Origin of the sequence: Colwellia sp. TT2012 (assembly GCF_001440345.1) — a bacterium.
GTDB lineage: Bacteria > Pseudomonadota > Gammaproteobacteria > Enterobacterales > Alteromonadaceae > Colwellia.
Genome location: NZ_LJYX01000006.1, coordinates 150,931 through 177,182 on the forward strand (window position 1 = coordinate 150,931; position 26,252 = coordinate 177,182).

At 36.1% G+C, this 26,252-nt stretch carries 20 protein-coding genes, 1 tRNA gene and 2 pseudogenes; 16 read left to right on the forward strand and 7 right to left on the reverse strand.

Going from position 1 to position 26,252, the window contains the following annotated elements:
* Positions 1-119: 119 nt before the first annotated feature.
* The 4 genes from ASU03_RS02445 to ASU03_RS02460 all read left to right on the forward strand — a co-directional run bounded on the left by ASU03_RS02445 (position 120) and on the right by ASU03_RS02460 (position 2,873).
* Complete coding sequence (locus tag ASU03_RS02445; protein WP_057830310.1) at positions 120-740, forward strand: TetR/AcrR family transcriptional regulator; 621 nt, start codon at positions 120-122, stop codon at positions 738-740.
* A gap of 17 nt (positions 741-757) precedes the next feature.
* A complete protein-coding gene (locus ASU03_RS02450) occupies positions 758-1,882 on the forward strand; it encodes a DNA alkylation repair protein (RefSeq protein ID WP_057830311.1) in 1,125 nt (374 codons plus the stop codon).
* Between the two features lie 555 nt (positions 1,883-2,437).
* Positions 2,438-2,522, forward strand: a tRNA-Leu gene (locus tag ASU03_RS02455).
* Positions 2,523-2,594: 72 nt separating this feature from the next.
* Positions 2,595-2,873 carry a peptidylprolyl isomerase gene (locus ASU03_RS02460; protein WP_057830312.1) on the forward strand — a complete coding sequence of 93 codons (279 nt, stop codon included), beginning with the start codon at positions 2,595-2,597 and terminating at the stop codon, positions 2,871-2,873.
* Positions 2,874-3,506: 633 nt separating this feature from the next.
* On the opposite strand, the gene ASU03_RS02465 is transcribed toward ASU03_RS02460, so the two are convergent.
* From ASU03_RS02465 to ASU03_RS02480, 4 genes are all read right to left on the reverse strand, one after another.
* Positions 3,507-4,127 carry a hypothetical protein gene (locus ASU03_RS02465; protein ID WP_057830313.1) on the reverse strand — a complete coding sequence of 207 codons (621 nt, stop codon included), beginning with the start codon at positions 4,125-4,127 and terminating at the stop codon, positions 3,507-3,509.
* A gap of 28 nt (positions 4,128-4,155) precedes the next feature.
* Positions 4,156-5,376 (reverse strand): hypothetical protein, encoded by a 1,221-nt coding sequence (locus tag ASU03_RS02470; RefSeq protein WP_057830314.1) that lies wholly within the window; start codon positions 5,374-5,376, stop codon positions 4,156-4,158.
* Between the two features lie 2 nt (positions 5,377-5,378).
* The gene (locus ASU03_RS02475; protein ID WP_157465792.1) at positions 5,379-5,675 is read right to left on the reverse strand and encodes a hypothetical protein; all 297 of its coding nucleotides are present in this window, start codon (positions 5,673-5,675) and stop codon (positions 5,379-5,381) included.
* Positions 5,676-6,580: 905 nt separating this feature from the next.
* Complete coding sequence (locus ASU03_RS02480; RefSeq protein WP_057830316.1) at positions 6,581-7,600, reverse strand: TIGR04552 family protein; 1,020 nt, start codon at positions 7,598-7,600, stop codon at positions 6,581-6,583.
* Positions 7,601-8,481: 881 nt separating this feature from the next.
* Between ASU03_RS02480 and ASU03_RS02485 the strand changes: the two genes are divergently transcribed.
* From ASU03_RS02485 to ASU03_RS22035, 5 genes and pseudogenes are all read left to right on the forward strand, one after another.
* Positions 8,482-8,694: a hypothetical protein gene (locus tag ASU03_RS02485; protein WP_057830317.1), complete on the forward strand. Its 213-nt coding sequence runs from the start codon at positions 8,482-8,484 to the stop codon at positions 8,692-8,694.
* 165 nt (positions 8,695-8,859) lie between these two features.
* Complete coding sequence (locus ASU03_RS02490) at positions 8,860-9,684, forward strand: hypothetical protein (protein ID WP_057830318.1); 825 nt, start codon at positions 8,860-8,862, stop codon at positions 9,682-9,684.
* A gap of 2 nt (positions 9,685-9,686) precedes the next feature.
* Entirely contained in the window at positions 9,687-10,229 is a 543-nt protein-coding gene (locus tag ASU03_RS02495) for a hypothetical protein (RefSeq protein WP_057830319.1), read from the forward strand.
* Positions 10,230-10,823: 594 nt separating this feature from the next.
* Positions 10,824-11,912 carry a hypothetical protein gene (locus ASU03_RS02500; RefSeq protein WP_197411174.1) on the forward strand — a complete coding sequence of 363 codons (1,089 nt, stop codon included), beginning with the start codon at positions 10,824-10,826 and terminating at the stop codon, positions 11,910-11,912.
* A 44-nt stretch (positions 11,913-11,956) separates the two neighbouring features.
* A pseudogene (locus ASU03_RS22035) lies at positions 11,957-12,046 on the forward strand (DDE-type integrase/transposase/recombinase); the annotation flags it as partial.
* Between the two features lie 76 nt (positions 12,047-12,122).
* Here ASU03_RS22035 and ASU03_RS02505 read toward each other — a convergent pair.
* Positions 12,123-13,016, reverse strand: coding sequence for a LysR substrate-binding domain-containing protein (locus tag ASU03_RS02505; protein WP_057830321.1), 894 nt, complete (start codon positions 13,014-13,016; stop codon positions 12,123-12,125).
* Positions 13,017-13,163: 147 nt separating this feature from the next.
* On the opposite strand from ASU03_RS02505, the gene ASU03_RS02510 reads away from it, so the two are divergent.
* From ASU03_RS02510 to ASU03_RS02520, 3 genes and pseudogenes are all read left to right on the forward strand, one after another.
* Positions 13,164-13,667: a GNAT family N-acetyltransferase gene (locus ASU03_RS02510; RefSeq protein WP_057830322.1), complete on the forward strand. Its 504-nt coding sequence runs from the start codon at positions 13,164-13,166 to the stop codon at positions 13,665-13,667.
* A gap of 109 nt (positions 13,668-13,776) precedes the next feature.
* Positions 13,777-14,761: pseudogene (locus ASU03_RS21355) on the forward strand (transposase).
* 317 nt (positions 14,762-15,078) lie between these two features.
* Positions 15,079-18,306, forward strand: a complete 3,228-nt coding sequence (locus ASU03_RS02520; protein WP_057830323.1) for a lantibiotic dehydratase — start codon at positions 15,079-15,081, stop codon at positions 18,304-18,306.
* A gap of 5 nt (positions 18,307-18,311) precedes the next feature.
* Here the strand turns inward: ASU03_RS02520 and ASU03_RS02525 are convergent, their stop codons facing one another.
* Positions 18,312-20,492: a winged helix-turn-helix domain-containing protein gene (locus ASU03_RS02525; RefSeq protein WP_057830324.1), complete on the reverse strand. Its 2,181-nt coding sequence runs from the start codon at positions 20,490-20,492 to the stop codon at positions 18,312-18,314.
* 395 nt (positions 20,493-20,887) lie between these two features.
* Positions 20,888-21,040: a hypothetical protein gene (locus ASU03_RS20560; protein ID WP_157465793.1), complete on the reverse strand. Its 153-nt coding sequence runs from the start codon at positions 21,038-21,040 to the stop codon at positions 20,888-20,890.
* Between the two features lie 52 nt (positions 21,041-21,092).
* On the opposite strand from ASU03_RS20560, the gene ASU03_RS02530 reads away from it, so the two are divergent.
* The 4 genes from ASU03_RS02530 to ASU03_RS02545 all read left to right on the forward strand — a co-directional run bounded on the left by ASU03_RS02530 (position 21,093) and on the right by ASU03_RS02545 (position 25,522).
* Positions 21,093-21,641 (forward strand): hypothetical protein, encoded by a 549-nt coding sequence (locus ASU03_RS02530; RefSeq protein ID WP_157465794.1) that lies wholly within the window; start codon positions 21,093-21,095, stop codon positions 21,639-21,641.
* A gap of 66 nt (positions 21,642-21,707) precedes the next feature.
* Complete coding sequence (locus ASU03_RS02535) at positions 21,708-22,049, forward strand: hypothetical protein (protein ID WP_057830326.1); 342 nt, start codon at positions 21,708-21,710, stop codon at positions 22,047-22,049.
* Positions 22,050-22,057: 8 nt separating this feature from the next.
* The gene (locus ASU03_RS02540) at positions 22,058-23,302 is read left to right on the forward strand and encodes an HlyD family secretion protein (protein WP_057830327.1); all 1,245 of its coding nucleotides are present in this window, start codon (positions 22,058-22,060) and stop codon (positions 23,300-23,302) included.
* Positions 23,303-25,522: a peptidase domain-containing ABC transporter gene (locus tag ASU03_RS02545; protein WP_057830328.1), complete on the forward strand. Its 2,220-nt coding sequence runs from the start codon at positions 23,303-23,305 to the stop codon at positions 25,520-25,522.
* Positions 25,523-26,252 lie beyond the last annotated feature (730 nt).

Here is a 26,252-nt window from a genome sequence, read left to right on the forward strand (position 1 = left end):
AACCCAGTAGGTTAGCATAAGAATGCCAGCATACTTACAAATGGTACTGCTCAGTACCGAAATAGTTTGGTACTATGTAGTACCAATGTCAACCCTATTTAATGTTTACGGTAAAAATAATGGCAAAACCTGTTAGCGAAGAAAATGAAACTTTAAGTGCTCGAGGCCTGTTAATACGGGACGCGGCTGAGCAGTTGTTTTTCCAACACGGTTTTGATGAAACCTCTCTAGAAATGATCATCAATGAAACCGGAGGTTCGCGTCGTTCTATTTATAATGAATTTGGTAATAAGCAAGGATTATTACTCGCGGTTGTTAATAGGCAAGTATACAAACAAGCCCATACATTAAGCGATATTCACCGTGAATTGTCAGCCAAAGCTGCGCTTAATGATGTGTGTTTTCGCTTTGCCCAAGGCATGTTATCACCAACAATGATGTCGCTATTTCGCTTAGTGGTACAACAGGTGGTTAAATTTCCAGAGTTGGGTGAGGTCATTAATCAAAGAGGGCGGATAACAGGGATTTTACCTTTAGCCGATTACTTGTACTGGTTAACTGAGCAGCAAGTATTAACCATAGAGGATTGTCATTTTTCTGCGCAAATGTTGATAGAAATGACCAAAGGGCCATTACATACCCAGGCCTTATTGTTACCAAACACAGTAATCACCGATGATGAAATAAGACAACAAGTGCATAGCGCAGTGGATATTTTTTTCAAGGCACATAAAATATAAAAGAGTATTAGAGGACCATGGCGGCACAAAGGTTAATGAAAGACGGCTTAAATACCGCCTCGGCACAGCGAATTGCTCAGGCAATAAATCAGGTTTATCCTGAATTTAATGTGGAGCAATTTATAGCGCAAATTGACTCGGGCTTAGCTGCCCTAGAATTAAAGCAGCGGGTAAACCATTTTATTGCTGTATTAGCCAAGCACTTGCCGCAAGACTTTATCGCCTGCCATAAAATTTTAACTCAACTTAAACCCCATTGGGATCACGGCGACCCTGATGATGCCCTACGTTCATTTGCCGCTTGGCCAGTAACCGACTTTGTCGCCAAATATGGCCTAGACTTTCCCGAGCTGGCATTTGACTGTTTACATTATCTAACCAGCTTATTTTCGGCTGAATTTGCCATAAGGCCGCTGATTGAAAAGTACCCTGATTTATCGGCTAAATATTTACGCCAGTGGGTAACAGATGATGATTACCATGTTAGGCGCTTAACCTCTGAAGGAACACGACCTCGTTTACCTTGGGGTATAAGGTTACAGCGTTTTTGTCAGGATCCCAGCCCCAATTTATGGTTATTAGAGCAATTAAAAGATGATGACAGTGAATATGTGCGCCGATCGGTCGCCAACCACTTAAACGACATTGCCAAAGATAACCCTGATATTGTTATTGATATGTGCAAACGTTGGCAACAAGACGCCTCCACTAAGACCCAATGGGTAATTAAACACGCTTGTCGCAGCTTAATTAAATCAGGCAACCCCGAGGTATTTCCATTGCTTGGCTTTACTGAGTTTCCTAACGTTATTCTAGAAAAGTTTTCTCTAATAAATACAGAGCTAACACTGGGTGATGTTTTATCTTTTAGTGTGCAGTTAACTTCAAGCTCAAACAGTACGCAAAAACTGGCCATTGATTTTGTTATTTACCATATGAAAGCGAATGGTAAATTATCAGCCAAAGTATTTAAATTGAAAGAAGTCACACTAAATAGCAAAGAGAGCATTAGCTTAACTAAACAACACACCATTAAAGCCATCACTACACGCAAGTATTATTCGGGTGCTCATAAAATTGCCATTCAGGTCAATGGTCGAGAAGAAGTCATAAAAGACTTTAAACTTACTGTTCCTGACTAGTTATGGCCGGACAATGGCTAGTAACATCAGCATTGATGTTATGCCAGACAAATTGTGCAATTACTTTCATGTTAGGGCCCAACCTCATGAATTGCTGAGCTGTTGCTCTAAGTAAATGTCTAAATAGCATAAATAAACAACAGTCAGTGATAATGCTGAGAAAACTAGTTGCTTACTGAACTCATTTTCGTATAATGCCAGCCTCTTTAGCCGTAATGTTAAAGTTACTGTGTCACCGGAGTTATAGAATGGGTAGATACGGAGGGAATTCAAAATCCTTTGCTTGCAAGCATCAATTTTGAAGTTATAGAAAAGAAATGCCAGCGTGATGAAATTGGTATACATGGGGGATTCAAAAGTGAACGTGTCTACACGTAAGGTATTGAATTACTGATGAAATACTACTTATTGAGCCTTGCAAAGATTTGCAAAGAATACTGACAGTAATTAGTCATTGTTTAGTAAGATAGTTAGAAGAAAATAGTTTACAAAGAAATCAGTTTTCAAAGTGAAAAATGACTTCTTTGCAAATTGCAAAAATTGCTACAGTCCTTTGCCGCAGTGGTGGAATTGGTAGACACGCCGGATTCAAAATCCGGTTTCGAAAGAAGTGACGGTTCAAGTCCGTCTTGCGGTACCATATATAGAAAGCCCTGATTCGAAAGAGTCGGGGCTTTTTTATGTCCAAAAGATAAAGTTAAAAGGTTTTTACATGGCAGCTACAGCGTACGCACTTCACATATTGGTCAAGCACAAAGAAATTGCAGAAGATATTATTGAGCAGTTAGGTAAAGGAGCTAAGTTTCAAACGTTAGCTAAAAAATATTCGTCATGTCCTTCTGGTAAAAAGGGCGGTGATTTAGGTGAGTTTAAACGAGGTCAAATGGTACCTCAGTTTGATAAAATAGCATTTAAGGGCGCAATATTAGAGCCTCATCTCGTTAAAACTAAATTTGGTTGGCATGTAATTAAAGTGCTTTACCGGACTTAATTTACAATGAATGTTTTTTAAATGCACGTCTGATTAAACATCCGATTTCTAAAGAAGTGACAGTTCAAGTCCGTCTTGCGGTACCATTATTATAAAGCCCCGTTCTCGATTGAACGGGATTTTTTTTGTTTTAAATTTAGTGTAATGCTACCGATCTAGTTATTCCCCTACTCATATCATGATGGCGTGCCATAGTTATTTATTACTATTTTTGGCAATTGGTAATGACTTCTTGGTGCGCTTAGGGGAAGTTAGCTATCGGTTGTTCGTTAGGTCAACTGATAGCCAAAAGCTGACATTAGCTTTTGAGTTACTAAAGGCAACTCAGAGCCTAAAGCGGCCGTTAGCTTTGAGTGTGGGTTTGCCCCTTCAGTCTGAACAACTGCCGTTAGTGAAACAAATTAGCCCCCTGATAAGACCATATCGTTGACCTATTTTTCATCCCTTACGAGTAAAGCTCACTGCTCACACAATAAAGCCCCTGCATTACTGTAGAGGCTTTTATTGAATTAGTGAGCTGACCGATAAGCTAGCTCAAACATAAAACATAAACACCTGTTTTTACAGTGATTTATCTGTGGACATTAAACCACACGACTAAAATACAGGAGGTGAAATTAACTATGTCATCCTCTAAATTTTAGCGAAATGGACTTCACCACATACTGAGTCTATTTGTTCTAACAACTTTATTTCTATCAATTGACCAATAACAGTTAAAGAACGATTATAACCCCAACCTAACATTTTTTGAACCCAAGAGAGGTTGTAAATTTCTTGAGGTTGACTCGATAATGCAGTCATTAATTGATTAATACTATCATCATCTTTGATAAAGGTTATTTTGGGGATGAAAAATTTAGACTGACTATTTTGTTCTGTACAAATTATCTCATTACGGTCTAGCTGGACAATCGATATTGATGGAAAAACAGAATCGACAATAGAATAAATTACACTGTCGGCTCGACCTGTTAATACCAAATATTTATACATAATGTCATTTACAGCTTCGTACTCACCACAGGTAAGCGAATCAGCTGGCGAATTTATGATGACATGTAATGAATCACACTTTATGTTTTTAACAATTTTATATAACCCTTGATAGCAGAATGGGTTTTCTTGAATATTATTTATTTCGGTGACCGTATTATTTGAATAGAGATTTTTTATGTCATCAATTTTTGAAAATAAAGTGTCGCTCTGAAGGAGGTCTGCAATATCCAATTCAGATGCTTTTTCACTTTTCATTATTTCTCCCTGTTTTTTCATGAGGTATCTACTTAAATACGTTACAGCTAAATATTTCAAGCTTGTCGTGTAATTTAATAAGTAAATCATTTTTCTGTATACGAGTTTCAAAATAAGCCTTTAAAGCATCTGTCGCAGTATTGACGTCAGTCCTCTGTAGATCAGTTAAACTATCAATTGCAGCGTACCTATCACCATAAAAGTTGAAGATGTCTTCTGTATAAGTTATATGATTGTTGTCAATCTGGAGAGGTTTATTAGGGTTATTTTCACCATAATGATTAACTTTTAGTTTTTCCTGCCGTTTTCTATCACTAAGCACAAGATAACCAATAATACTTAACTGATACTTACAGTTAAGATTTCTTTCTAGTTGTTCCCCTTGCATAGAGAATCGTGAGATTAAAATATTTTTCAGTAGATGTTGAATATGTTTTTTATCTGATGAACTTAAATCGTATTTTTTTTCAAGCACCTCAAACCTTCTTGAGGTTTTACTTTCGTCACATAGATCTATTAGACCATTAATCTCAGGCCAATTTAGCCAATCTAATTTACTATTCTGTTTTGCTGTTTCGATTTTTCCCCCACATTGCGCTTTTGCTCTATTTAATAAGCTTGTTTTTAATACTGTTTCAAATACACTATCTACTGTATAAGGATCAAAGTTATCCGTTGTGAAAACTTTATCGATATAAGTTTCCGCATATTTAATCGCGGTTGTTATACCCGCGTTCATAATGGTGGTTTGGTTAGAAAAGTCATTATACTTTTGTTGATGTTTATTAACACAATCAATGAGAAAACTCTCAATTTCCATCAAACTAATTCCATAAGCACAAAGTTCTAATGAAATGCAATTATCTTCAAGTACGAATAAGGAACTAGTGTCTCCTTGAATAAAGGAAGTAGTTTTTTTCCAAAAATTTAATACCGTAACAACCCTGATTTCCTCCTCTTTAAGAATCCCTTTATAAGGTTCATAGTTTCCTAAAGAGTGTGGGTTTAAAGTATCTTTTTTTTCTATGTATTGTATCCAGTTTTTAAATTGATTCGATGCTATAAATATAAGCATAAGTAAACTGCGTTCATTCTCTGTTGCTTTATACGTTTCAGCTACTTGGGTTCCCAAAATAGATATCAACTTATTACGAAGTCTATTTATCTGCACGTCTGTTTTTAATTCACTAAAAATAGCATTTCTTAAAGCAACATCTGATGTGAGCGGTGCACTAGAACAATCTGGCATGATCAAAACTCCATTACAGTTGAGGGTACAACTTGGGGTACAACTTTATTTAATTTAGAACGAACTCTTGTTGCCCTACCATTTCCTGAAGCAATAGAATGGCTAGTTTCAATTTCAACCCCCGCTCTTATCGCAACTTCGCTCATAGGCATTTGAGGATTAATTGCCTTGATGTCTTTCATATACGCCTGTATGATCGCTTCGTCTGAATGCTGATTATGCATAGATGCAAAGTGGTACATATCTTTACCCGCTGTAAATACTATATTTGCCATTTTTATCTGATTTATTTTAGTCATTTTCGAGTTCCAATGTTTTATGATTTTAGGATTCGATAGTAAAGCAATCATTATCTGTTGGATATTACACTTCCTTATTTGGCTTCCCTGTATCTGTAGTGGTTAAGGAATATTAGCGAGTTTACATACGCTTTGCGCCTTTTCAGATATACAAATAGCTAATGTAACTTTTAAGTATAATCAAAACTTACGTTAATAAAACTGATTTATGTTGTCATTTTTAGGTCTACTTTTCGGTTAACTTTATAGCTACCTCTGACATCTAAGACCTTAAATTTACAGTGACTGGACTTCCCAGATTTCACTGACAGATTTCAATTCATAAAAGTACTCTAAGGGCTTTTGAGTAGAAAATTTAGCCTTTGCAATCTAGTCTGTTGGTCTTCTTAGCAAGCATAGGTCATTAATGTTCACTAAACCTTAACGTCCGCTTTGTCGGATCACTTGTCGTTAGGTAAGCCAAAGCTAACGTCCGGTTTCGTATCAAAGTTGTCGTTATGTCGGATGATTTTAATAGGTGTATTAGGTCGGCTTTGTGGCTAGTGACTTTAGAAAAATGAACACTGGTAGGTTTTCCCTCACCAACAGCTAACGTCAAAAAAGTGCGCAGACCGGAAGTTAAGATTTGAAATTATGAACGTTTTTTTAGGTCAGCTATATGCGAGTTAGTTGACCTAACTAGGTCGATAGGTAACTTTAAAAATTAAGGGAAAGCAGACGTTACCGAAATTGGTTTATGACTTTTTTCATGGTAACACTGAGTAAATACAGCTATAGAGCTATAACATCATCTACGTCCCTTCAGGGCGTGAAGCTGCCAGTCGAATTTCGTTTCTGGTCGCTAGCTTTTGCCACTTTACGGACATAAGGTGTGAACTGTAACAAAACACTTTGGATTAGCTTTTTTACAAAAAAGGTAAGACTCGGTTTCGAACAGCTTCCCGCTGTCTTTTTTTATATTCACTATGAGAAGCTAAACCTTCTCTAGTTTTGATAAAACTATAATGATCCATCATTTGTATTTCGAAAGGAAAATAAAAACAAAACTTTTTACCATCGGGTTGCTTTATTTTAATTCGTTGGCGACAAGTTATTTGAATGGAATGATATGAAGCTTCACTGAATTGATTTTGTACTGGAGCCTTATTAAAAGAAGGATATTCCATAGACTGCATTTCTTTGCGAATTTCATCAATAGACATTTTACGATCAAAACACTGATTTACCCAATTAAGATCAATCAAGGTATTTCGAGAACGGGAGGGTTTTACATTTGCATAAGTGATAATATGCTTTTCCCGTAAATAAGCGAAAACATCCAGTACATCTGAACGATATTTTGTGATAAAGCGGATACCTATCCAGTCAAAAATATCGGCTGCAACATTTTCAGTTTTATGCAATAATTTCATTGCAACAGAACGTCTTGATTTTACTGCTCTTAATTTAACATCAACCAATTTTATTTTACCGAAAAAACAGGCATCTTTCTGGCGAACAATATGATTTTCAAATCGACTAAAAATTTGTTCGCGAATAGCGTCATGATAGATATCATTAAGGTGAGAATAGCTATGAGTCAATGTATGAATTACACGTAATAACGCTGCACTCCAAGGCATTAGTGTTTTATCACCATCCCCTGAGGCATTAAGTAAATACCAAGAAATATCTTTTACATCCATTATAGCCTGAGGAATAAATTCATTCTCTTGCAATAATTCATCTTGAATGAGTTCAAGTGCTTCTATTCTAAGTTCTTCTAATTCTTTAACGTCCATTGGGTCATTAAGGTCAAAGCCATAGCATGACAAATATTCCAAGGCCTCTTGTTTAGAATGAATATGAATACGTTTTGCATCAATAAAAGAGCGACCTTCTAATGCGCATCTAACAGATGTACTTCGCCAAGGGTTATTGTTCATTGATTGGTTTAAAATCCATTTGAATAAAGAATATTATTTGAATAATAGTTAATTTTTAGCTAAGTGAAGGTGTAAAACATGAAAATTATGAATGTTTGTCAATTCGACTGTAGGCTCGAATTGACAAGAAATGGGCTATTACTATGAGGATTCATTAACATTAACTGTATGAATCATTAGAACATAGATGGCAAAAACTACACATTCAATGTCTTCAATGCGAACTTTGAAGTCATGCTAATACAATTACGCGAACGACAGCAATGGTGGCTTAGTACGTACTCTGTTAGTAATATTAACAAACTCATCAAACATAAAAGTGTAAAGTAACCAGACAGCTACCCAATTATAACACCTCAAGACACCACCATATCACTTGAATACGAGTAAGGTGCTGCAAGGTAAACATCAGAATAACCTAGGTAACTCTTAAGACTATATCTAGCAGGTAGGCTTCATACGTAACACGGGGAATACCTACGTATTACTAATGATAAAATACTGCTACAACAAGTAAGTAATCTTAGGTCTTACTCAGGATCCACAGGTGATCCATACGCCCATGATTATCCCTATGCCACCCAATGACCTTACTGCTTATAGTTATGATCATCATTGATCACACAGGGGCTCTGAGAGCACATAGAATACACAGGGTTATGTGGTAGGTTGCTACTTAAATTTATAAGCTGAGGTTGCCTAACGTTAACTTTGCCACCCCCCTGTCCCTTCGCGCCCACATGCTATTCAATAAGCTGTTGAATGAGTGACTTGAATCTACCTCGGTTTAACTAAACATTGACCAGTAGCATTGACCACGCTAAGGTATTTACTTCGTTTAACCAACGTAAACATACAGGATACAGACGATTTAAAGGCTTATGCCTGCTCCTACCATGTACCACTTATTAATGCCCAATGAGCGTCCTGGCAGTTTTACTAAAAGCCGTTTAGATCATGACCAAGAGTTACTAGGTTTTAGCTGGCAAATTACCCCCTCTCAAACCAAGGCACAGCAGAATACACAACAAGGTCTTAATTCTGTTAGTGATGGCTATTTATTTGATACTACTAGTATTAAAGCAATTTACTAATGCTGGGCATGATCAAGATATAACGCTTGATGGCAAAACTTATCAGTTAGATTGGTCTAACGATAAAAACGGCGCTATGGCGATTATCGAATACATGAAAACGTTATAATTAACCGTGTAGTAATAACCCTAAATTTGGCCGTTAAAATTAGCAGGAACTAAGTAATGAGCGTAGATTTAAATTTAACTAAAAAAATATTAGTAGTACATGGTGTCCAAACAGGCACTGATGCTGACCAAACGCAAAACGTAGATCTTAACGCTAGTTTAAGTAAGTTTTTAGTCGGTATAGATTACAGCACCGACATCTTTACCTATGAAGATATAAATGACCAAGCACAAGCCATTTATAAACGAATAGTCTCTGCGCTGTCAGGTAACCCAATTACCGGCATGGTAGCATCAGTGGCAATCGACTTAGCGGGAGATGTATTAATTGCCTTAAGAGAAGGCAGTGTTTACGATGAAATTATTGGTAAATTACGCGCTAAAATAATGGCTAGCTTTGAAAAAGGAGAGCCACTGTTTATTGTTGCTCATAGCCTAGGCACTATTTATGCGTTTGATGCCGTTAATCAAATTATGAAAGATCGTGACTTATTCCTTTATAACCGCAAAAACACTTGGCCAATACAAGGGTTAGTAACACTTGGTTCGCCAATATCGCTTGATCTGTTTGAACGCGACTTCAGTAAAATGGCTAGCTTAATCCCCGAAGGAGAAGAAGTTGACGACGACAACACGCAATTATTTCCATGGCAAAATTATTGGGACCCAACCGATCCGGTAGTATCGGGTAGTGTTGCTGGCCTGCCATGGAGCGAACAGTCTTTTAAGAAGCGTTTCGCTGATGAAAAAACCTACCCACTAGGTTGGGATGTTATGCCGCGATCTGTTATTACCGGCAAGGCTCATATAAGCGCACATATGGCTTACTGGGACGATGCGTTTGTACTGGGTGGTATTGCTCAAATGTTAAGAAGGGGATAATAATGAAAAACACATCAAGGATAAAATATATCGTGGTTGCAGGGTTAATTTTCTTAACGGCAGCTTGTTCAAATCAAACATTTAAAGGGCAAGGTCAATATGTAGACGCCTCTGGCGTAAGTCGCGCTATTGTTTTGCAATATACAGCACAGGTTTATCATATTCCCTTTTTAAATGCAGATGTAGACTATGGTTCAATATCATTAAGAGCTGAATGTTTAACCAGCTCGTTACTTGATAGTAAAATAGACCCTGAACTTGGGCTGGTTTTTACCGAAAGTACGCAAAATTTCACTTGGGTTGGTAAGCAAGACAAAATTAAAATAGGCCACCACCTTGTTTGCGCTAAGTTAGAAAATAGCCAGGCAATATTTACCGCTAAAGCCGGTGATAGCTTGGTTTTACAAACCTTTTGTAAGGCTAAAAATAGCGCTGTACCCATATTACCAGCCAACCCTAAAGGTTATACTTTAGTTATATCCGCAGAGGATGAAGAAGTTTCATCAGCACCTATTTCAGCTGATAGCACTTGTCCGACGATATAGGCTTTATAGGTACTGTTACGTTATCGAGCAAGGCCAAATTTATGAGATAATCTGAGTATGAAAAGTAGAGGACAACTCGGTAACACTTTGCTTTCTCGATGAAGTCCTTATCACTATCTATGGCGTGCCGTGGATCAAGATGGCGATGAAATTGATATCCTGTACAGATGCGCCGAAATAAAAGGGCAGCAAAGTGAGAACTGATGCCTAGCATCGAACAGTCCACTCAGTAGTCTGAAATTAATCGATGCGAACTATCCCATCAACCGACATGGCAGCAAGAAAAACCAATGAGGCGGTTCAAGTTTCAAGGCTCAGCTGTTTTTCTCTTGTCATGGTGTTGTTCATTGAAAACCAATAATCACAGGACGTTACGTGAACAATCATTTACTGAGTAGGCAAGGGTGCGTGCTGTCTGAAATTCAGCGTAACTTGTTGAAAATTAGCTTTTATCATTCTAATTTGATAAGTTGACCATGCCCTACAATCTATCCAGCCCTTCAATATAAATGAGAACTGAACATGGAAAATCAGAATAATAAAGTGCTTAAGACTAACGTGAATCCGTCAAGATATCGCGGGTATTGGTCTACTATGACCATTATCTCTCTATTTCTAGTCCTTTTGATTGGTTTGATGTGGCTTAAGGTGGACGGTGACTATCTGCCCAATACAAACCAGTTAGTTTCAGAGTCGGCTGCGCGCGCCGATTTATTCTTAAAATTGAAGCAGGCGGATCTTTATCATCAGGAATCCTATCTGGAAGTGCCCACTGGGGTTTATCTACAATCTCTGAGTTTTGTCTCCGCCAATGATGTGTATATTAATGGTTTTATCTGGCAGACTTACCCAAGTACTCAGAATATCGACAAGCTCGGTGTGTACTTTCCAGAAGAAGTCTACGGAACAACAGTGCCCGAGTTAAGATATACCGAAGTACATGATGGCAATACTACCTACGGTTGGTATTTTGAAGTGACCGTAAGACAACCTTTTGATTATTCTAAATACCCGCTGGACCATAAAACGGTTTGGTTACGTATTCTTTCTACCGATTTTTCTGGAAAAACTTTATTGATACCAGACTTAAGCAGTTATCCATCCACAAGTCCTGGAGTTTCTTTTGGACTTGATGATCAGATATTGCTTGGCAATTGGGAGATTAACGAAACTTTTTTCGACTATAAGATGAATGCCTACCAGACTAATTTTGGTTTTATGGAAAGAACCTCTGGTGTTGTACCTGAGTTACACTTTAACGTCGTGTTAAAACGCAAATTCGTTAATGCCTTTGTCGTTCAACTGATCCCGCTGCTTACAGTGGCAGTGTTACTGTTTGCCATTTTGCTGAGCCTGACTAAGGACAGAGATAGATTAACAATAAGTGGATTCTCACAAATGGCCGTGATCGGTTCAGTTTCCGCTTTGTTTTTTGTGGTCGTGATATCCCACGTTAACATACGTACTAAATTTCCTTCTCAGGGCATAGTGTATATCGAATATTTTTATTTAGTGATGTACGTTATTATGATGTTGATGGTAGTGAGTAGTTTTGTTTATCACAAGGATGATAGATGGTACAGCCAATTCTTCCGTCATGACTCATTATTACCAAAACTAATTTACTGGCCTCTGACCCTATTTTCGATGGTGATTATTAGTTATTTTGTTTTATTATATTGAAAATTGTCATGAACAACCATGGACAGATCGCAAATGATTAGTGTTTGAAGGAAGTATTTATCAAGTTCAATGGTGTTCTTCACTATCTATGGCGTGCCATGAACAAAAATGGAGATGAACTTGATATTTTGGTGCACTTGCATATTGAATTCGCCCATGAATTCGGGAGTCCCGCTGTTTTAGTGGACACCTTTTATTGTTAGATTATGTCTAACCTTGAGTTTTACTATCACTACTGATTTGTAACTGCAACCATTCAACAAAGGATTGTACGGCATTAGCAATATGACTGCCTTGACGATAATGCACATGATATTGTCCCCAGGGCAGTTGATATTGCCATTGAGGAAATGCTACTAGCTTTCCTTGTTTAATTAAATCTTCAGCCAAAAAGCGGTTACTTAATGCAATGCCTTGTCCATTCAATGCTGCTTTAGTGGCTAATAAGGCTAAGCCAAAATGCTCTACAGTGTTGATTGCCGGAGGTCTAAGTTGTTGCCTTTGCATCCATAGTTGCCAATCTTCGCCATTTTCAGATGAATATAAAGGTAAAGTTAAAATAGAGGAACTCTCATTAGAGTTGATTTTAGAACTAAGAGATGGTGCGCATACTGGAAACCAATATTCATCCCTTAATTTAGTGGATACAAAATTATCGGGTGTTGGCCATGTACCTATAACAATATCAAACTCCTGCGGGTCAAAACTTGCAGCCATAGATTCCATGGTTAGATAGCATGAGATATCGGGAAAAGACTTCTTAAACGATGAGATCCTTGGAGCAAGCCATTCGGTGGCAATTGAGGTCTGGGCTATTATTCTTAAATTCGTTTCCGGCTCTTTAAGAATATGATTACAGACTGTTTCTATCCGCTGCAAACTGTCTTTTACCACTGAATTTAAAGTGTCGCCTTCTTGAGTTAGGGATATTCGTTTGCCTTGACGTATTAAAAGTTTCTTATTAAAAAAATCTTCTAATAATTTAACTTGGTGACTGACGGCACTTTGCGTGACACAAAGTTCTTGTGCAGCTTTACTAAAGCTCAAATGACGAGCCGTGGTTGAAAAATACTGAATAGCCTTTAGAGGGGGAGATTTATTCATGGTCTGATTAATATGTTATTAGCTTATCTAATCTTTACGTTAGTTTATATCACTTTACCTCATGTATTGTATAGGACAATAATCGAACTTGTTCCATTTTATTTTGCTGTTTCAGAACACCGCAATAAAGTTTAAACGAGGTATATCATGATTGTTTGTGAAACTAACAGGTTACGTATAAGACATTTTTTGAAGGAAGATAGCGAGTTTGTAATTCTCCTTTTGAATGAACCTTCTTTTATCGCCAATATAATAGATAAGGAAGTACGAACTATCGAGGATGCAATGAAGTATTTGCTCTATGGTCCAATGACAAGTTACAAGGAATTTGGTTTCGGCTTGAATCTAGTGGAATTAAAGGCAACAGGAGAATCTATCGGAATGTGCGGTCTGATTAAAAGAGCAACGTTAGCAGATGTCGATTTAGGTTATGCCTTTCTAAAGCAGCATTGGTCTATGGGTTATGCCGAAGAGTCTGCTGTGGCTGTTCTCAAAAGTGCTAATCATGACTTCGGATTAAATAGAGTGATAGCTATTACTAAAGTCGATAATCTTAGGTCCTCTGGTTTATTAAAGAAACTAGGTTTTGGATTCGAAGGCATGATTGAAATGTACGGCTGCAATAATAAATTATTTGGTCTTGATTTTTAGGGATATAGCTTAAATATAGCTAAATATAGCAGACACCCACTTAAATGGAAATAATGAGTAGCATCAATTGTGCTCAAATAACCACCAATGAATATCTTTGAGAGTTATTATGGCGACGGCAAGAAAACAGAAAATAAGCTTAGTTGATACACCTTATTATCATTGTGTTTCTCGTTGTGTTCGCCGGGCGTATCTTTGTGGTGAAGATAAACTCACCGGACAAAGTTATGAGCATAGAAGTGCTTGGGTCGCCGATAAATTACAGGCATTAAGTGACGTGTTTTCGATTGATGTTTGTGCGTATGCCCTGTTTAGGTGAGAGGGAGTAATCACACCCATTTGGTATTATTTATTGATGAGCAGCAAGCTAAGTCATGGTCAATGCATGAAGTGATAAGCCGTTGGCATCAGTTATTTAAAGGAACCTTGCTAACGCAACAATATTTACGGGGTGAGCCACTCATTGACACCTTACAACAGGTTGTCGAACAAACTACCAAGGTTTATCGTCAGCGATTGATGGATATCAGTTGGTTTATGCGTATTTTAAATGAAACTATCGCTAAACAAGCCAATCGAGAAGATAAGTGTACCGGCAGGTTTTGGGAAGGGCGTTTTAAATCTCAAGCCTTGCTTGATGAAGCCGCGTTAATAGCCTGTATGGCTTATGTCGATTTAAATCCCATTAGAGCTAAGGGAGTAAAACCCCAGAAACATCCAAGTACACTAGTATTCAACGACGAATAAAAGCGGCGATTAAGGGGGAACAAGCCCCACAACTACTGCCATTTATCGGTAACCCAAGAAAGAACATGCCTACAGGTTTACCGTTTGCATTAAATGACTATATCCAATTGCTTGATTTAACCGGCCGTTGTATTCGAGCCGATAAACGCGGTTATATAGACAAAGTCCAACCTGAAATATTAAGCCGCTTAGGCATTAGTACCCAAAACTGGTTAGTATTAACCACCCAGTTTAGACAATGTTTCCATGGCGCAGTGGGTAGGGCGCAAGCATTTACGGATTTTTGTGAACATCAGCACTTAAAGAAACGAGCAACGGTGTCAATTTGCCAAAAGTTGCTTGCTTAATAATCCGTAAGACCACGTGCTAAATGCATTACCTATATCGAGCTAATTGTCTACAGTACGATACAGGGCACAAAAATTTAGCTGTTTTTGGCTGAATTAGTTATTCTACAGCCTCAACGCCTCGTTAAGTGGTGAAAAGTAGTTGGCTATGATGTGGGTTAACATCGAATGAGTCAGAGAGTGAAGATACTAGGTTAATAATAAACTCATGACCAAGATTAGTTGATCCCTTTTATCAATCTTATTCGTTAGATTATATTATGTAGATATATGTGTCATTATTAGCTTTTATGTAAGTAGCTTTTTGTAGGGACACAATGTTAAAAAAAAATATAAAGCATCAAGATTTTTTTGTTATTAGAACTCCAAGACTACCAGTCAATAAATTATTATCTTTAGGTACTAACTTAACTGAGACTAAAGCATCAGTAGAATATTGGCTTACGCAGCCTGAATTCATTGAAGCGGTATACTTAGCTAGCCCCTCTTTACATGAAAGAATTGTTCAATCAAAGGCTAATAAAAAACAAAATAAGAAAGTCGATAAAAAATCAGAAGCTAAATTCCACCAGGCTATAGTTAAATATATTATTCGGATGTCTGCAAGACCAACCCCCTTTGGACTGTTTTCTGGTATACACAAGGGAAATATTACACTTGAAACAAATTTAAAAAGCAATGACCCATCACAGGACAGTCGGAAAACACGTTTAGATATTTTTTATTTGACGGCTATTAAAGAGTTCTTTACACAAAGCAATGTCCGCTCACCATTGCTTAAATATCATCCAAATCAGACTCATTATTATGTTGGCAAACAATGTCGTTATATAGAAGCTTACCAGTCAAATAAATCACAGCACTACAGATTAAGTGCTATTGAAATAGACAAGTATTCTTCTTTTCTGCTTCAAAAATCTCGTGATGGTAAAAGTTTTTATGAGCTAGTTAATCTTTTTATGTTGGAGTATTCGCAAGCACAGAAAGACGATGTGGTTGAATACTTACAGGACTTGATTGATGAAAGAGGGCTAATAGCAAGCGTAAGTATGCCAATCACAGGGATTTCTCCGCATAAAGCCTTAATTCAGTCTTTAATAAAATTAGGTGAAGTCGACGTAGTAGATAATTTAGAAACAGCAGTGTATCAATTAGAACAACTTGATCACAATAGGCAAAATGAACCAGACAGTTATAAAAAAATAATATCTCACTTATCTAAAGTACCTGTTCAAATTCAAGAAAATAAACTATTTCAAACCGACGTTTATAGGTCATTTAGTCAATGTGATTTGGCTGAAAGCCAAGTTTCAAGTTTATTAAATAAATTAATGTTACTCAATGCTTTAGGTCATAGTAAACCAAGCTATTTTAATGATTTCATCCGAAAGTTTAATCATCGTTTTGAAGGCCAGCTTGTTCCGATGATGAGCTTGTTGGACGAAGAATCTGGTATTAGTTTTTCAAATGAAACAGGCTACGAAGCACCATTAATTGCAGGCTTAGAATTAATTACCAATAACGTAGATAGTGTTACTATTAACCCTCCTTCTGTATTAGATTGTGTAATTACACAGGCTATTACTTTACCTGAAAATAGATCAAGTTCAGTTATTAATCTTAGTTCAAAATCATTGAAAAAACATCTCAAGCAGTCTTCGGTTAAAAATGATCTACCGGTATCTTTTGCGGCCGTAATTTCTTTATATGAAATGAAATCAGAAAAAGACAACATGAAAGAGGAATTGCTAATAAAGTTTAATGGTTGTTACGGGCCTTCTGCAGCAAATTTACTAGGCCGGTTCTGTCATTTGGATGATTCATTAAATAATAGTGTAATTGATCACCTCGCCAAGGAATCTGATCATAGTCAAGATGTGATTTTTGCGGAAATTGTCCACATGCCAGAAGGGCGACTTGGCAATGTTATTGCCCGACCGCATTTACGGAAATATGAAATAGTGTTTTTAGCTGATAGTTGTTTGACAAGTGAGTACCAACTATCTTTAAGTGACTTATATGTTTGTGTTGAAGGTGAACAAGTCAAGCTGTGGTCTAAACGCTTAGGTAAGCGAGTTATACCTAGACTATCCAGTGCTCATAATACACATTTAAATAGTTTAAGTGCTTATAAGTTTTTAAGTTTATTACAATATCAAGAAGGAATACCTCCTTCGTTTAGTATGCCAGCCAGCCAGGAACAGGCAAGTTTTGTACCTCGCATTATGTTAGATAATTTGATTTTATCAGAAAAAACTTGGAGATTACCCAGAGAGGACCTTGCACAAATTACAGCGAATGGGAAATTTAATACTTCAGCATTAATTGCGCTAAAATTAAAATATCAATTAGATGATTATATATCACTGGCTACAGGTGATAATGTATTACATTTGAATTTAAATAACCCTATGATGTTAGATATTTTGTTACAAGAGACAAAGGGTCAATTACTGGTAGAGCTAAAAGAGTCACTCGTTTGTCAATATTCAACACCCGTTAAGTCCAGCGAAAATGAGAGTTATGCTAATGAGTTAATCATACCTTATCTAAACTATGGCGCGAAAGTTCAAGAAGGTATCGTTAATGTATATAAAAATGATATTACTACAAAAAATGTTAAACGCCGTTTTTCTCCTGGATCCGAGTGGCTTAGTTTAAAGATTTACTCTGGGCATGCCACTTTAGATGCTTTATTGGCAGAAAAAATTATACCGTTCGTTGAGGATAACTCTAAGTTATTTAAAAAGTGGTTTTTTATTCGTTATAGTGATCCTGATTGGCACTTGAGGATTCGGTTTTATGGTAAGGCAGAGGATTTATGTAGTTATTTATTACCAAACCTAAATAAACTGTTCGAACCTTTGATCGCTAGTGGAGAACTTCATAAGTTTGAACTGTTTACTTATGATAGAGAGATCGAACGGTACGGAGGACCAGATACTATTGACCTAGTTGAAGAATTATTCGCTGCTGATAGCAATTTAGTCATTCAATCAATTATATTTCAAAATAGGTACGGTAGCGAAGATATTCGTTGGCGTATTACACTCTTAATGATGGATACCTTACTTAACAGTTTTGGTTTTACGGGAGAGCTAAAGTTAAGCTTAATTACGGAACTACGAAACGGCTTTGGAAAAGAATTTAATGAATCAGGCGTACTACGCAAACAGTTAGGGCTTAAATATAAGTTAATTGAAAGAACACTTAAATCGGACTTTTCAATAGCATGGGTTGCAGGGGAAATAAATAAGAGTTCAGTAAACAGTACTCAACAGATAGAAAGCTTTGATGAAGAAACATTAGGATTACTAGAGTTACTTAAAGATTGGCAGCGAGACGTATATCCAGTAATTAAAAAGCTCAATGAATCGATTAGCCGTAAAGGAGAGTTGCAAAGTTTAAGCATCAGTTCTTTAGTTAGTTCCGTGCTTCATATGCATATTAACCGAATGTTTAAAGCCTATGGACGGGAACATGAGCTAATCATGTATGATTTTTTAAGGCGTTATTACTTTTCACTGAAAATGAGAGAAGAATAAAAGAGTTACTCTTTAAGCTTCATATCTAGCAGATAGTTATCTTTAAACTTTACGTACATTATATATAGAATTGAGGTGGTTGAGCTATTGCTAAGCGTTAGTCCTACTACAACCTTATCTCTTGAAATAGGCAATAACTCCTCTTTGCCAATATTGATGGTTGGTCTTTTATGGATATAATCTGTATATCGATTTTTAATGTAGTAAATGTAATCTTTATCTGCAGTCCATACAATTTCAGATATATTTTCTAGCTGTAATAACATCTTAGAATCACCCGTATCTAAATTTTTCCGAATCAGTTGAAATTTAGCATTGAAAAAAAGAAGGGTGCTTTTTTCTATTAATAAAGATGAGTCTGTTTGTACGTTTGTTAATTTGATCAATTTTTCTGTTTGTAAATTATAAAACCAAGCATAGGTTTTTATAACTTGTGCATAGGTCAGTAGGATATTGTCATTTAAGGGCCAGGAAGCATCTTTTATTGTGCCAGCTAAATTAATTTTTCGTTCTAATTTAAACTCGTTAATACTATAAATAAAGAGTTCTTTTGCTGTTGTTAAAAGTAATTTACTATCATCAGGTGATACAGCTAAACTTGTTATGTTACTGATTTTTATATCCAATAGTTTTTTTCTAATACCATTCTTATAAAGCCAGAGGGATTTTTTGACGTTACCTAAGATAAAAATACTAGCGGAGGATAAATTAAAAGGCGCTATAAAGTCCTCGAACTCATTACTATTGAAGTGTTCAGTTAACACATTTGTACTAACTTTATCTATATTGAAATCTTGATTTTCAGTCGCTAAAATAAAGCGGTCTTCACTCAATATATCTATTCTAAACCGTCTTCCTAAAGGGTATTCAGACTTCACTTGTTGAGCTTTTACTTGTAGGTTTTTTAAATTAAACTCTACTAAAGTACTATTCTTTTGATTGAACCATAAAAGTTTCGAATCAGATGCACTCCAAGTAAGGTAGCTGATTTTGTAATCAACGTTATAAATTTTATTTTTTTTACTCCCATCTTTATTTGCAATAAATATATCAGTCCCCGAAGGTTGCTCTCTTAAGAAGGCAACCTTATCCATGCTATCAGATAACGTTACGAAATAATCACCACGCTCCTCACTATTTGGAGAGCTGATCTGAAATTCTTTTCCTGTAGATAGATCTCTGCTAACAATAGCGGACAAGTCAGCAATACCACGATATTTGTATTTTGTATAAATTAATCTATTATCGATATCTGATAAATCGGCACTAATTATTTCATCAGCGTTACAGTCAAATAATTTCTTGTGCGCAGCATGACTTATACTTTCAGATAAATTCACTAGCCATATTTCACACTTTTCCCCGTTATTGGGTTGTATAATTTGATATACAAGAGACTGTTTTTCTGACCATGCTATAGGAAAAATCAGATCTGTAATCGTTATAATTTTATACACCTTTAATGTATTCATATCCTTAATGTGTAGTGCAAAATAATTGCTATTTGACGCTTTAAAACTATAGGCAAGATATTTATTATCTTTAGACATTTTAGGAGCATCTATTGCCCCTTTTTCCCAGGAAAGAATTTCTTCATAAAATTCTAGTGCTGGAACCTCTGATGAATGAGCAGGCACTGGATTTATGGGGGCAGAGGCTAGGAAATTATATGAACCCGCAATTAACACGATTAACATGATAAAGAATAATAGAAAGTAACTAGGTTTCTTTGTGTTAGGGGCTAAATATTTAGAGATAAAGCCTACTTCAATTGTTTCATGAACTACATTTTTCTTCGGAGCAGATTCTAGTTGAACGGTAGGCTTTGGTTGATAGTAAATTAACTCAATAGGTAATATAAAACTATAACCAGTTCTATAATGCGTTTTAACAACGTGGCCTATTTGTTTATCCGATTTTAATGCTTTGCGTAACTCTGACATAGCTCTATTAATTGCATTATCGTCAACATAATTTTGCTTCCAAACATTATCAACTAATTCTTGGCGAGTTATGATGCGCTCATTGTTTAAAATAAAGTACAAAAGTATATTAAAAACTAGTGGCTCAAGACTTCGCTTTGTTGTCCCGTCATCAATTATTTGCTCTTTAGGTAATAGGGTCCAATAGCCAAATTTTACAGCTTCTATTTTTTTTAAAAAGCTAACTTCCGTTTCATTTAACATTTTTACTACTACTTTAGAGTGAAATATAAACCATGCACTTTTAGATATCATACCTTAATTGGTCGATGTCAATGCCAGAGCTGAATTCATGAGGATATCAAAGTTAAATGATAATATTATACATTTAGTAACATATCAATATATTGTGGTAAGTGAATACTTAATTTATTTGAGGGTAAAACAACTATTGACCAAACCTTATGAAATGTGATGCTCTATTTATTTGTTTTGTTCATCAACGGGTTAGTTGTTTTTTTTTGGGTAATCTATAACGAATCATAAGTATCAAATAAAACTAAATTTGTTATTGTTGAGGGGTCAACAACAAGGTGTGATTTTATGCAATGGATACGATTAAACTTACTTCACTTAGCTTTGAAAGTATCTGTAATTACTTACACATCATTACGAAAATAAATAGGAAAAATCATCATGATCAAATTAAAATTAAACAAGAAAAAACTAAAAAACTTATCTTTAGATTCAAGAGTTATCCCGAGTAATATCACTTCAAAGGTCTCGGGAGCATCAAATGCAAATACCATCATTGTTGGACCTACAGCCTCTACTCGAACAACTCCTAAATAGATACGAGTTCATATGCGCTATTCTTTGTTTTTTATGGTACTTATCCCATTTTATTTGACTTCAAAGGAAGTCGATATTCGCTTAGCTGAACCTGCATCAACGGTAATTATTGCAAGACAGTCAGGTGTAATAATTTTAGTGCCTCATAAAAAAGGAGATAATGTAACCCATAATAGTGTCCTATTGTCGATTAAAAATGATACTGGTACCACGGATGTTATTTCAATGTCTAATGGCATTATTAAGCAATATGGTGAATTGATTAAACTAGATTCACTGATAAATTTAGGTGACTTTATTGTTGAAATACAAGAGAGTCAATTAAAGGGAATTCTATCTGTGAAAAATGGACTTTTAGATGTAAAACCTTTTTTAAACGGAGTAACTTATTGCTGTATGAAAGTCGGTACCATGGCGCTGGATATTAAAATTAATAACCAGCGTAAGACTAAGGATATGACAACATATTTCTTTTCAATAGTTACGAAAGAAACACTTTTATTAGAGTTGATTAATAACGGTAGCATTCGAAATATGCATATTTCCTTTAAACAGGAATAAGGTGAGGTGTAGGAATACAAACATTCAATCGGTTGGTAATTTAGTGTATATTTTTTAGGAAAAACTATGACAATAAATGAATATTTTAAGACTTATTATAAAATAATAAGCACGGGAAACTTAGACGAATTGAATGACTATTTTCATACAAACTCACCATTTTTAGGTGGGATTAAGCAGCAATATGAAGCAATTCGAAAACAACTTGATTTTAATATTACTCTTGAATCAATCGAGCTGGTCTCAAAGCTCGATGATTTACTGGTAATCCGCGACCGTATACTTTTTGAAGGGCAAAAAGGAGACGAGGTGAAAAGAAATTTTAGCGGTAATCTTCATGTCATGATTAAAGAAAATGACAGCTGGAAGTTACAGTCTACAACATGTCTCTCTGTCGAACAGGCTTGAGGTGATTTATGACTGATTTATTTAGAAAAGAAGCTATTTCGCATCAAGGGCAAAAGCTAGATGGTGAAGTAACTATAGCAACACATATGTCATTTAATGTCATTATCGCCTTGGTTGTAATGATTATTTTAGTAGGTTTTACGTACCTGTTACTAGGTGAGTATCATCGAAAAGAAGTAGTATCCGGTTACCTAAGGCCAACCACGGGGCTGAGTAAGGTCTATCCTGTAGTTGCAGGCCGTATTGATGAAATATTTGTAAAAGAAGGCCAGTTAATTGAAAAAGGGCAGTTATTAGCGCGTATTCGAATGGATAAGCATCTGAGTTCAGGGATAGAAGTCAGTGAGTCCATTATTCATGACCTGTTATTACAAAAGGGTTTGATAGTAAAAAATATAGCTACACAAGAAAAATTATTTGTTGTGAATAAAGCAAAGTCGTCTTCACAAATTAAAAATACACAAGCGCAATTGTTACAAGCACAAAATCAAAAGTCGCTATTAAAAGAGCGTCTAGCCTTGAGTAAAAGTAAATTAGATGACACATTTTCTTTAATTAAGAAAGGTTATGTTTCTGAACGTGAATATCAAGAACAACAAGATCGACATTTAGCCATGAAACAGCAAATTGAAGATACTCAGGCGCAAGTGTTGACGCAAATTGAACAGTTAAGTCAATTAACATTCCAAGCGCTACAATTGCCACTACAATATGAAGAAACAATAGGCCAGCTTAAATCTAAACTAGCAGGTTTGAGTCAGCAAATTTCACAAACTGATGCACAAAGAAGTTTAGATGTGCGTAGTAATAGAGCCGGTAAGATCACCAATCTTCTGTTAAAACCAGGCATGATGACACAAGTCAATAGGCCTTTAATGACCATTTTACCCGAAGGCGCTACGTTAGAGGCCGTTTTATTTGTTCCAACGAGAGCCTACGGCTTTGTACGAACAGGTCAAAAAACGCGTATTAGATATCAAGCTTTTCCTTATCAACGCTTTGGTATTTATTTAGGCGAAATCGTAGAGGTATCACAATCCGTTATTTTACCGAATGAAACAATATTACCTGTAATTTTCCAAGAACCTGTATATCAGGTCGTGGTGAAGTTAGATGAGCAAGGTGCAAAAGCTTATGGAACCCAAGTCCCGCTTCAATCCGGTATGCTTTTAGAAGCCGATATCATGGTTGATCGACGAACATTATTTGAATGGTTATTTGAACCTATATATAGCATTAAAGGAGGCGTTTAAATGGAAAACCCAAAAAATTTACTGAAATTTAGCGGATTAAAACGCTTGCCTATGATTTTGCAAACTGAAGCTGCAGAGTGTGGTTTAGCTTGTTTGGCAATGGTTAGCGGATTTCATGGTCACAAAACCGATTTAACCCAATTAAGACAATCACATGCTATCTCTCTAAAAGGGGCAAATTTAGAAGATATAATGAGCATCGCTGATAAGTTGAATTTAAGCTCAAGAGCATTAAGATTAGAGCTCGAGCACCTCCCTCAACTGAAAACACCCTGTATATTACATTGGGATATGAATCACTTTGTTGTTTTAAAAAAAGTAACAAAAAAGAGTATTGAAATACATGATCCAGCACTTGGTGAACGACGTTATACCATGGAGGAGTTTTCGAAACACTTTACGGGTGTTGCCTTAGAACTTTCTCCAACTAAAGAATTTGTATCGGAAGATAATCGCGTCAATATGCGCTTGTCAGACTTCTGGGGTGTTATAACTGGCTTGAAATCAACCTTGGCTAAAGTTTTTATATTATCACTGTTGTTGCAAGTATTTGCGATTGCAAGTCCCTATTATATGCAGCTTGTCATTGATGAAGTTATTTTAAGCCATGATCAGAACCTCTTAGCCGTTTTGGGCATAGGCTTTGGCATATTGATGCTTATTGAGATGATTACTGGCGCGGTTCGGAGCACATTATTATTACATTTTGGTAATTTAATGAGTATTCAATTAGCAGCAAATCTATTTCATCACCTAGTTCGCTTACCTTTACAATATTTTGAGAAACGACATATTGGTGATGTAGTATCAAGGTTTGGTTCGTTACAACAAGTAAAAGAGCTATTAACCAAAGGTGTCATTGAAGCCGTTGTTGATGGTTTGATGGCAATTACTACGTTAATAATGATTTTTTTATACAGTCCTAAATTAAGTGTGATTGTGCTAATTTCTATTGTTATTTATGCTATTTTCCGTATTGCCATGTACCGCCCATTAAGGCAAATGTCTGAGGAAGTTATTGTCAACCAAGCCAAAGAGCAATCTAACTTTATGGAAACGGTACGAGGTATACAAACAATAAAGTTATTTGGTCGTGAAGTACAAAGGCAAAGTGTTTGGCATAATAAATATGCGGATAGTTTGAATTCTGGTATTAGGGTTGGCCATTTAAATATCGGCTACGAAGCCGTTAACAAATTGATATTTGGTATCGAGAATGTCCTGGTTATATACTTTGCCGCTTTATTAGTTATGGAGGGTGATTTAAGTGTGGGGATGTTATTTGCTTTTATGGCCTATAAACGTCAATTTACTGAAAAAATGGCAAGTCTTATTGAAAAAGTCATTGAATTTAAAATGCTAAGTTTGCACTTTAATCGTTTAGCCGATATCTCGTTAACGAAAAAAGAAGCGAATTTACACAGCCAATCAACCAGCAAAGTATTGTCAGGTGGTATAGAACTTAAAAATGTCACTTATAGATATAACGAGCGGGAGGCACCTATTTTTTCTAATTTAAACTTGACCATTAAACCAGGGGAATCTGTTGCCATTGTTGGGCCATCGGGCTGCGGTAAAACAACCTTAGCAAAAATAATGTTAGGTTTGTTTGAGCCAGAATCGGGCAAGGTTGAAGTGGATAATATTGACATTAAACAATTAGGTTTAAGCCAGTATAGAAGTCAAATAGCGGCGGTAATGCAAGACGACCAACTGTTATCGGGCTCTATTGCTGACAATATTAGTTTTTTTGATCCCGAGCTAGATATGGCACAAGTTGAATGGGCCGCTAAAACCGCAGCAATAGATAAAGATATTATGCAAATGACCATGGGCTATAATACCTTGGTTGGTGATATGGGGGCGGCGCTTTCTGGTGGGCAAATTCAACGTTTATTCTTAGCCAGAGCATTATATAGAAAACCGAAGATACTCTTTATGGATGAGGCGACAAGTAATTTAGATACTACGTTAGAAGCATCGGTTAACTATGCGGTAAAAGATTTAGCGGTTACCCGTATCATTATTGCACATCGGCCTGAAACTATTGCTAGTGCTGATAGGGTGCTTGAGCTGAGGTACGGTAAAATTACCGAAATTGAAAAACCAGATCTGAGCGGTAGAGAAATCATGAGAAAACTACCCGAGTTAGATGTGTCAAATATTGAACCGACTGGAGTGGAAGAACCATTAGGTTGTGAGTTTGAATTAGCAAAATAACCCCCTTTCTAAAATAAATAAAAAGCCTACCTTGCGTAGGTTTTTTTTGGCTGAAATTATCCCTTCTTATTAATAGCATTTGTATTTATTAATATTACAGAGTCCAGTGAGAATAAATGTTTAATATCAATACGGCTGATTGAGTAATAGCAGGCTACAGGGATTTACAGCAAGGATATTACTGGGTATTTAGGTCATCTGAAAAGGGTTACTTAATGAGTACAATTGGTATTATATGGTTGTAAGTCTTATTTAGGTTTTAGATGTTTCAGTTTTCAATTAACTTCATTGGCATATCCATGATATCTAATCAACCATATTTCAATGGGGTAGCTATCGTTTAAATTGAGTGAAGTAATTACTGCCGATAATCAACGTATACTCATTACCTTTTAAATTGCCAAATATAAAAGGTAATAAATGTGGACAATAAAAGACTTATACCTTTCAAGTTTCCCCCAAGCCTTACCGGTTCTCAGTAACCTTATTAATTTTTTATTATTTGCATAACGTCATAGATTTATTTTTCTCTGTTAGCAGCACTATAGAAGATTTAACCAGGGACTATGCAGGAAATTCCATGCTTTATAGGAAGTTTTAACCAAGCTATTTAATAGAGGCGTTGGGTTATTGTTTATTACCAATGCAAGTTGTTAAGTACAACAAACACTCAATAATACTCGTTCTACTATTTTCAGACGTTGCGTATGCAAGTTTAAATTATCACAAA

Bases quoted from the DNA above. Each gene is read 5' to 3' on its own strand.
- ASU03_RS02445 (WP_057830310.1), top strand. From the start codon at position 120: ATGGCAAAACCTGTTAGCGAAGAAAATGAAACTTTAAGTGCTCGAGGC.
- ASU03_RS02450 (WP_057830311.1), top strand. From the start codon at position 758: ATGGCGGCACAAAGGTTAATGAAAGACGGCTTAAATACCGCCTCGGCA.
- ASU03_RS02460 (WP_057830312.1), top strand. From the start codon at position 2,595: ATGGCAGCTACAGCGTACGCACTTCACATATTGGTCAAGCACAAAGAA.
- ASU03_RS02465 (WP_057830313.1), bottom strand. From the start codon at position 4,127: ATGAAAAGTGAAAAAGCATCTGAATTGGATATTGCAGACCTCCTTCAG.
- ASU03_RS02470 (WP_057830314.1), bottom strand. From the start codon at position 5,376: ATGCCAGATTGTTCTAGTGCACCGCTCACATCAGATGTTGCTTTAAGA.
- ASU03_RS02475 (WP_157465792.1), bottom strand. From the start codon at position 5,675: ATGACTAAAATAAATCAGATAAAAATGGCAAATATAGTATTTACAGCG.
- ASU03_RS02480 (WP_057830316.1), bottom strand. From the start codon at position 7,600: ATGAACAATAACCCTTGGCGAAGTACATCTGTTAGATGCGCATTAGAA.
- ASU03_RS02485 (WP_057830317.1), top strand. From the start codon at position 8,482: ATGCCTGCTCCTACCATGTACCACTTATTAATGCCCAATGAGCGTCCT.
- ASU03_RS02490 (WP_057830318.1), top strand. From the start codon at position 8,860: ATGAGCGTAGATTTAAATTTAACTAAAAAAATATTAGTAGTACATGGT.
- ASU03_RS02495 (WP_057830319.1), top strand. From the start codon at position 9,687: ATGAAAAACACATCAAGGATAAAATATATCGTGGTTGCAGGGTTAATT.
- ASU03_RS02500 (WP_197411174.1), top strand. From the start codon at position 10,824: ATGACCATTATCTCTCTATTTCTAGTCCTTTTGATTGGTTTGATGTGG.
- ASU03_RS02505 (WP_057830321.1), bottom strand. From the start codon at position 13,016: ATGAATAAATCTCCCCCTCTAAAGGCTATTCAGTATTTTTCAACCACG.
- ASU03_RS02510 (WP_057830322.1), top strand. From the start codon at position 13,164: ATGATTGTTTGTGAAACTAACAGGTTACGTATAAGACATTTTTTGAAG.
- ASU03_RS02520 (WP_057830323.1), top strand. From the start codon at position 15,079: ATGTTAAAAAAAAATATAAAGCATCAAGATTTTTTTGTTATTAGAACT.
- ASU03_RS02525 (WP_057830324.1), bottom strand. From the start codon at position 20,492: ATGTTAAATGAAACGGAAGTTAGCTTTTTAAAAAAAATAGAAGCTGTA.
- ASU03_RS20560 (WP_157465793.1), bottom strand. From the start codon at position 21,040: ATGATGGTATTTGCATTTGATGCTCCCGAGACCTTTGAAGTGATATTA.
- ASU03_RS02530 (WP_157465794.1), top strand. From the start codon at position 21,093: ATGCGCTATTCTTTGTTTTTTATGGTACTTATCCCATTTTATTTGACT.
- ASU03_RS02535 (WP_057830326.1), top strand. From the start codon at position 21,708: ATGACAATAAATGAATATTTTAAGACTTATTATAAAATAATAAGCACG.
- ASU03_RS02540 (WP_057830327.1), top strand. From the start codon at position 22,058: ATGACTGATTTATTTAGAAAAGAAGCTATTTCGCATCAAGGGCAAAAG.
- ASU03_RS02545 (WP_057830328.1), top strand. From the start codon at position 23,303: ATGGAAAACCCAAAAAATTTACTGAAATTTAGCGGATTAAAACGCTTG.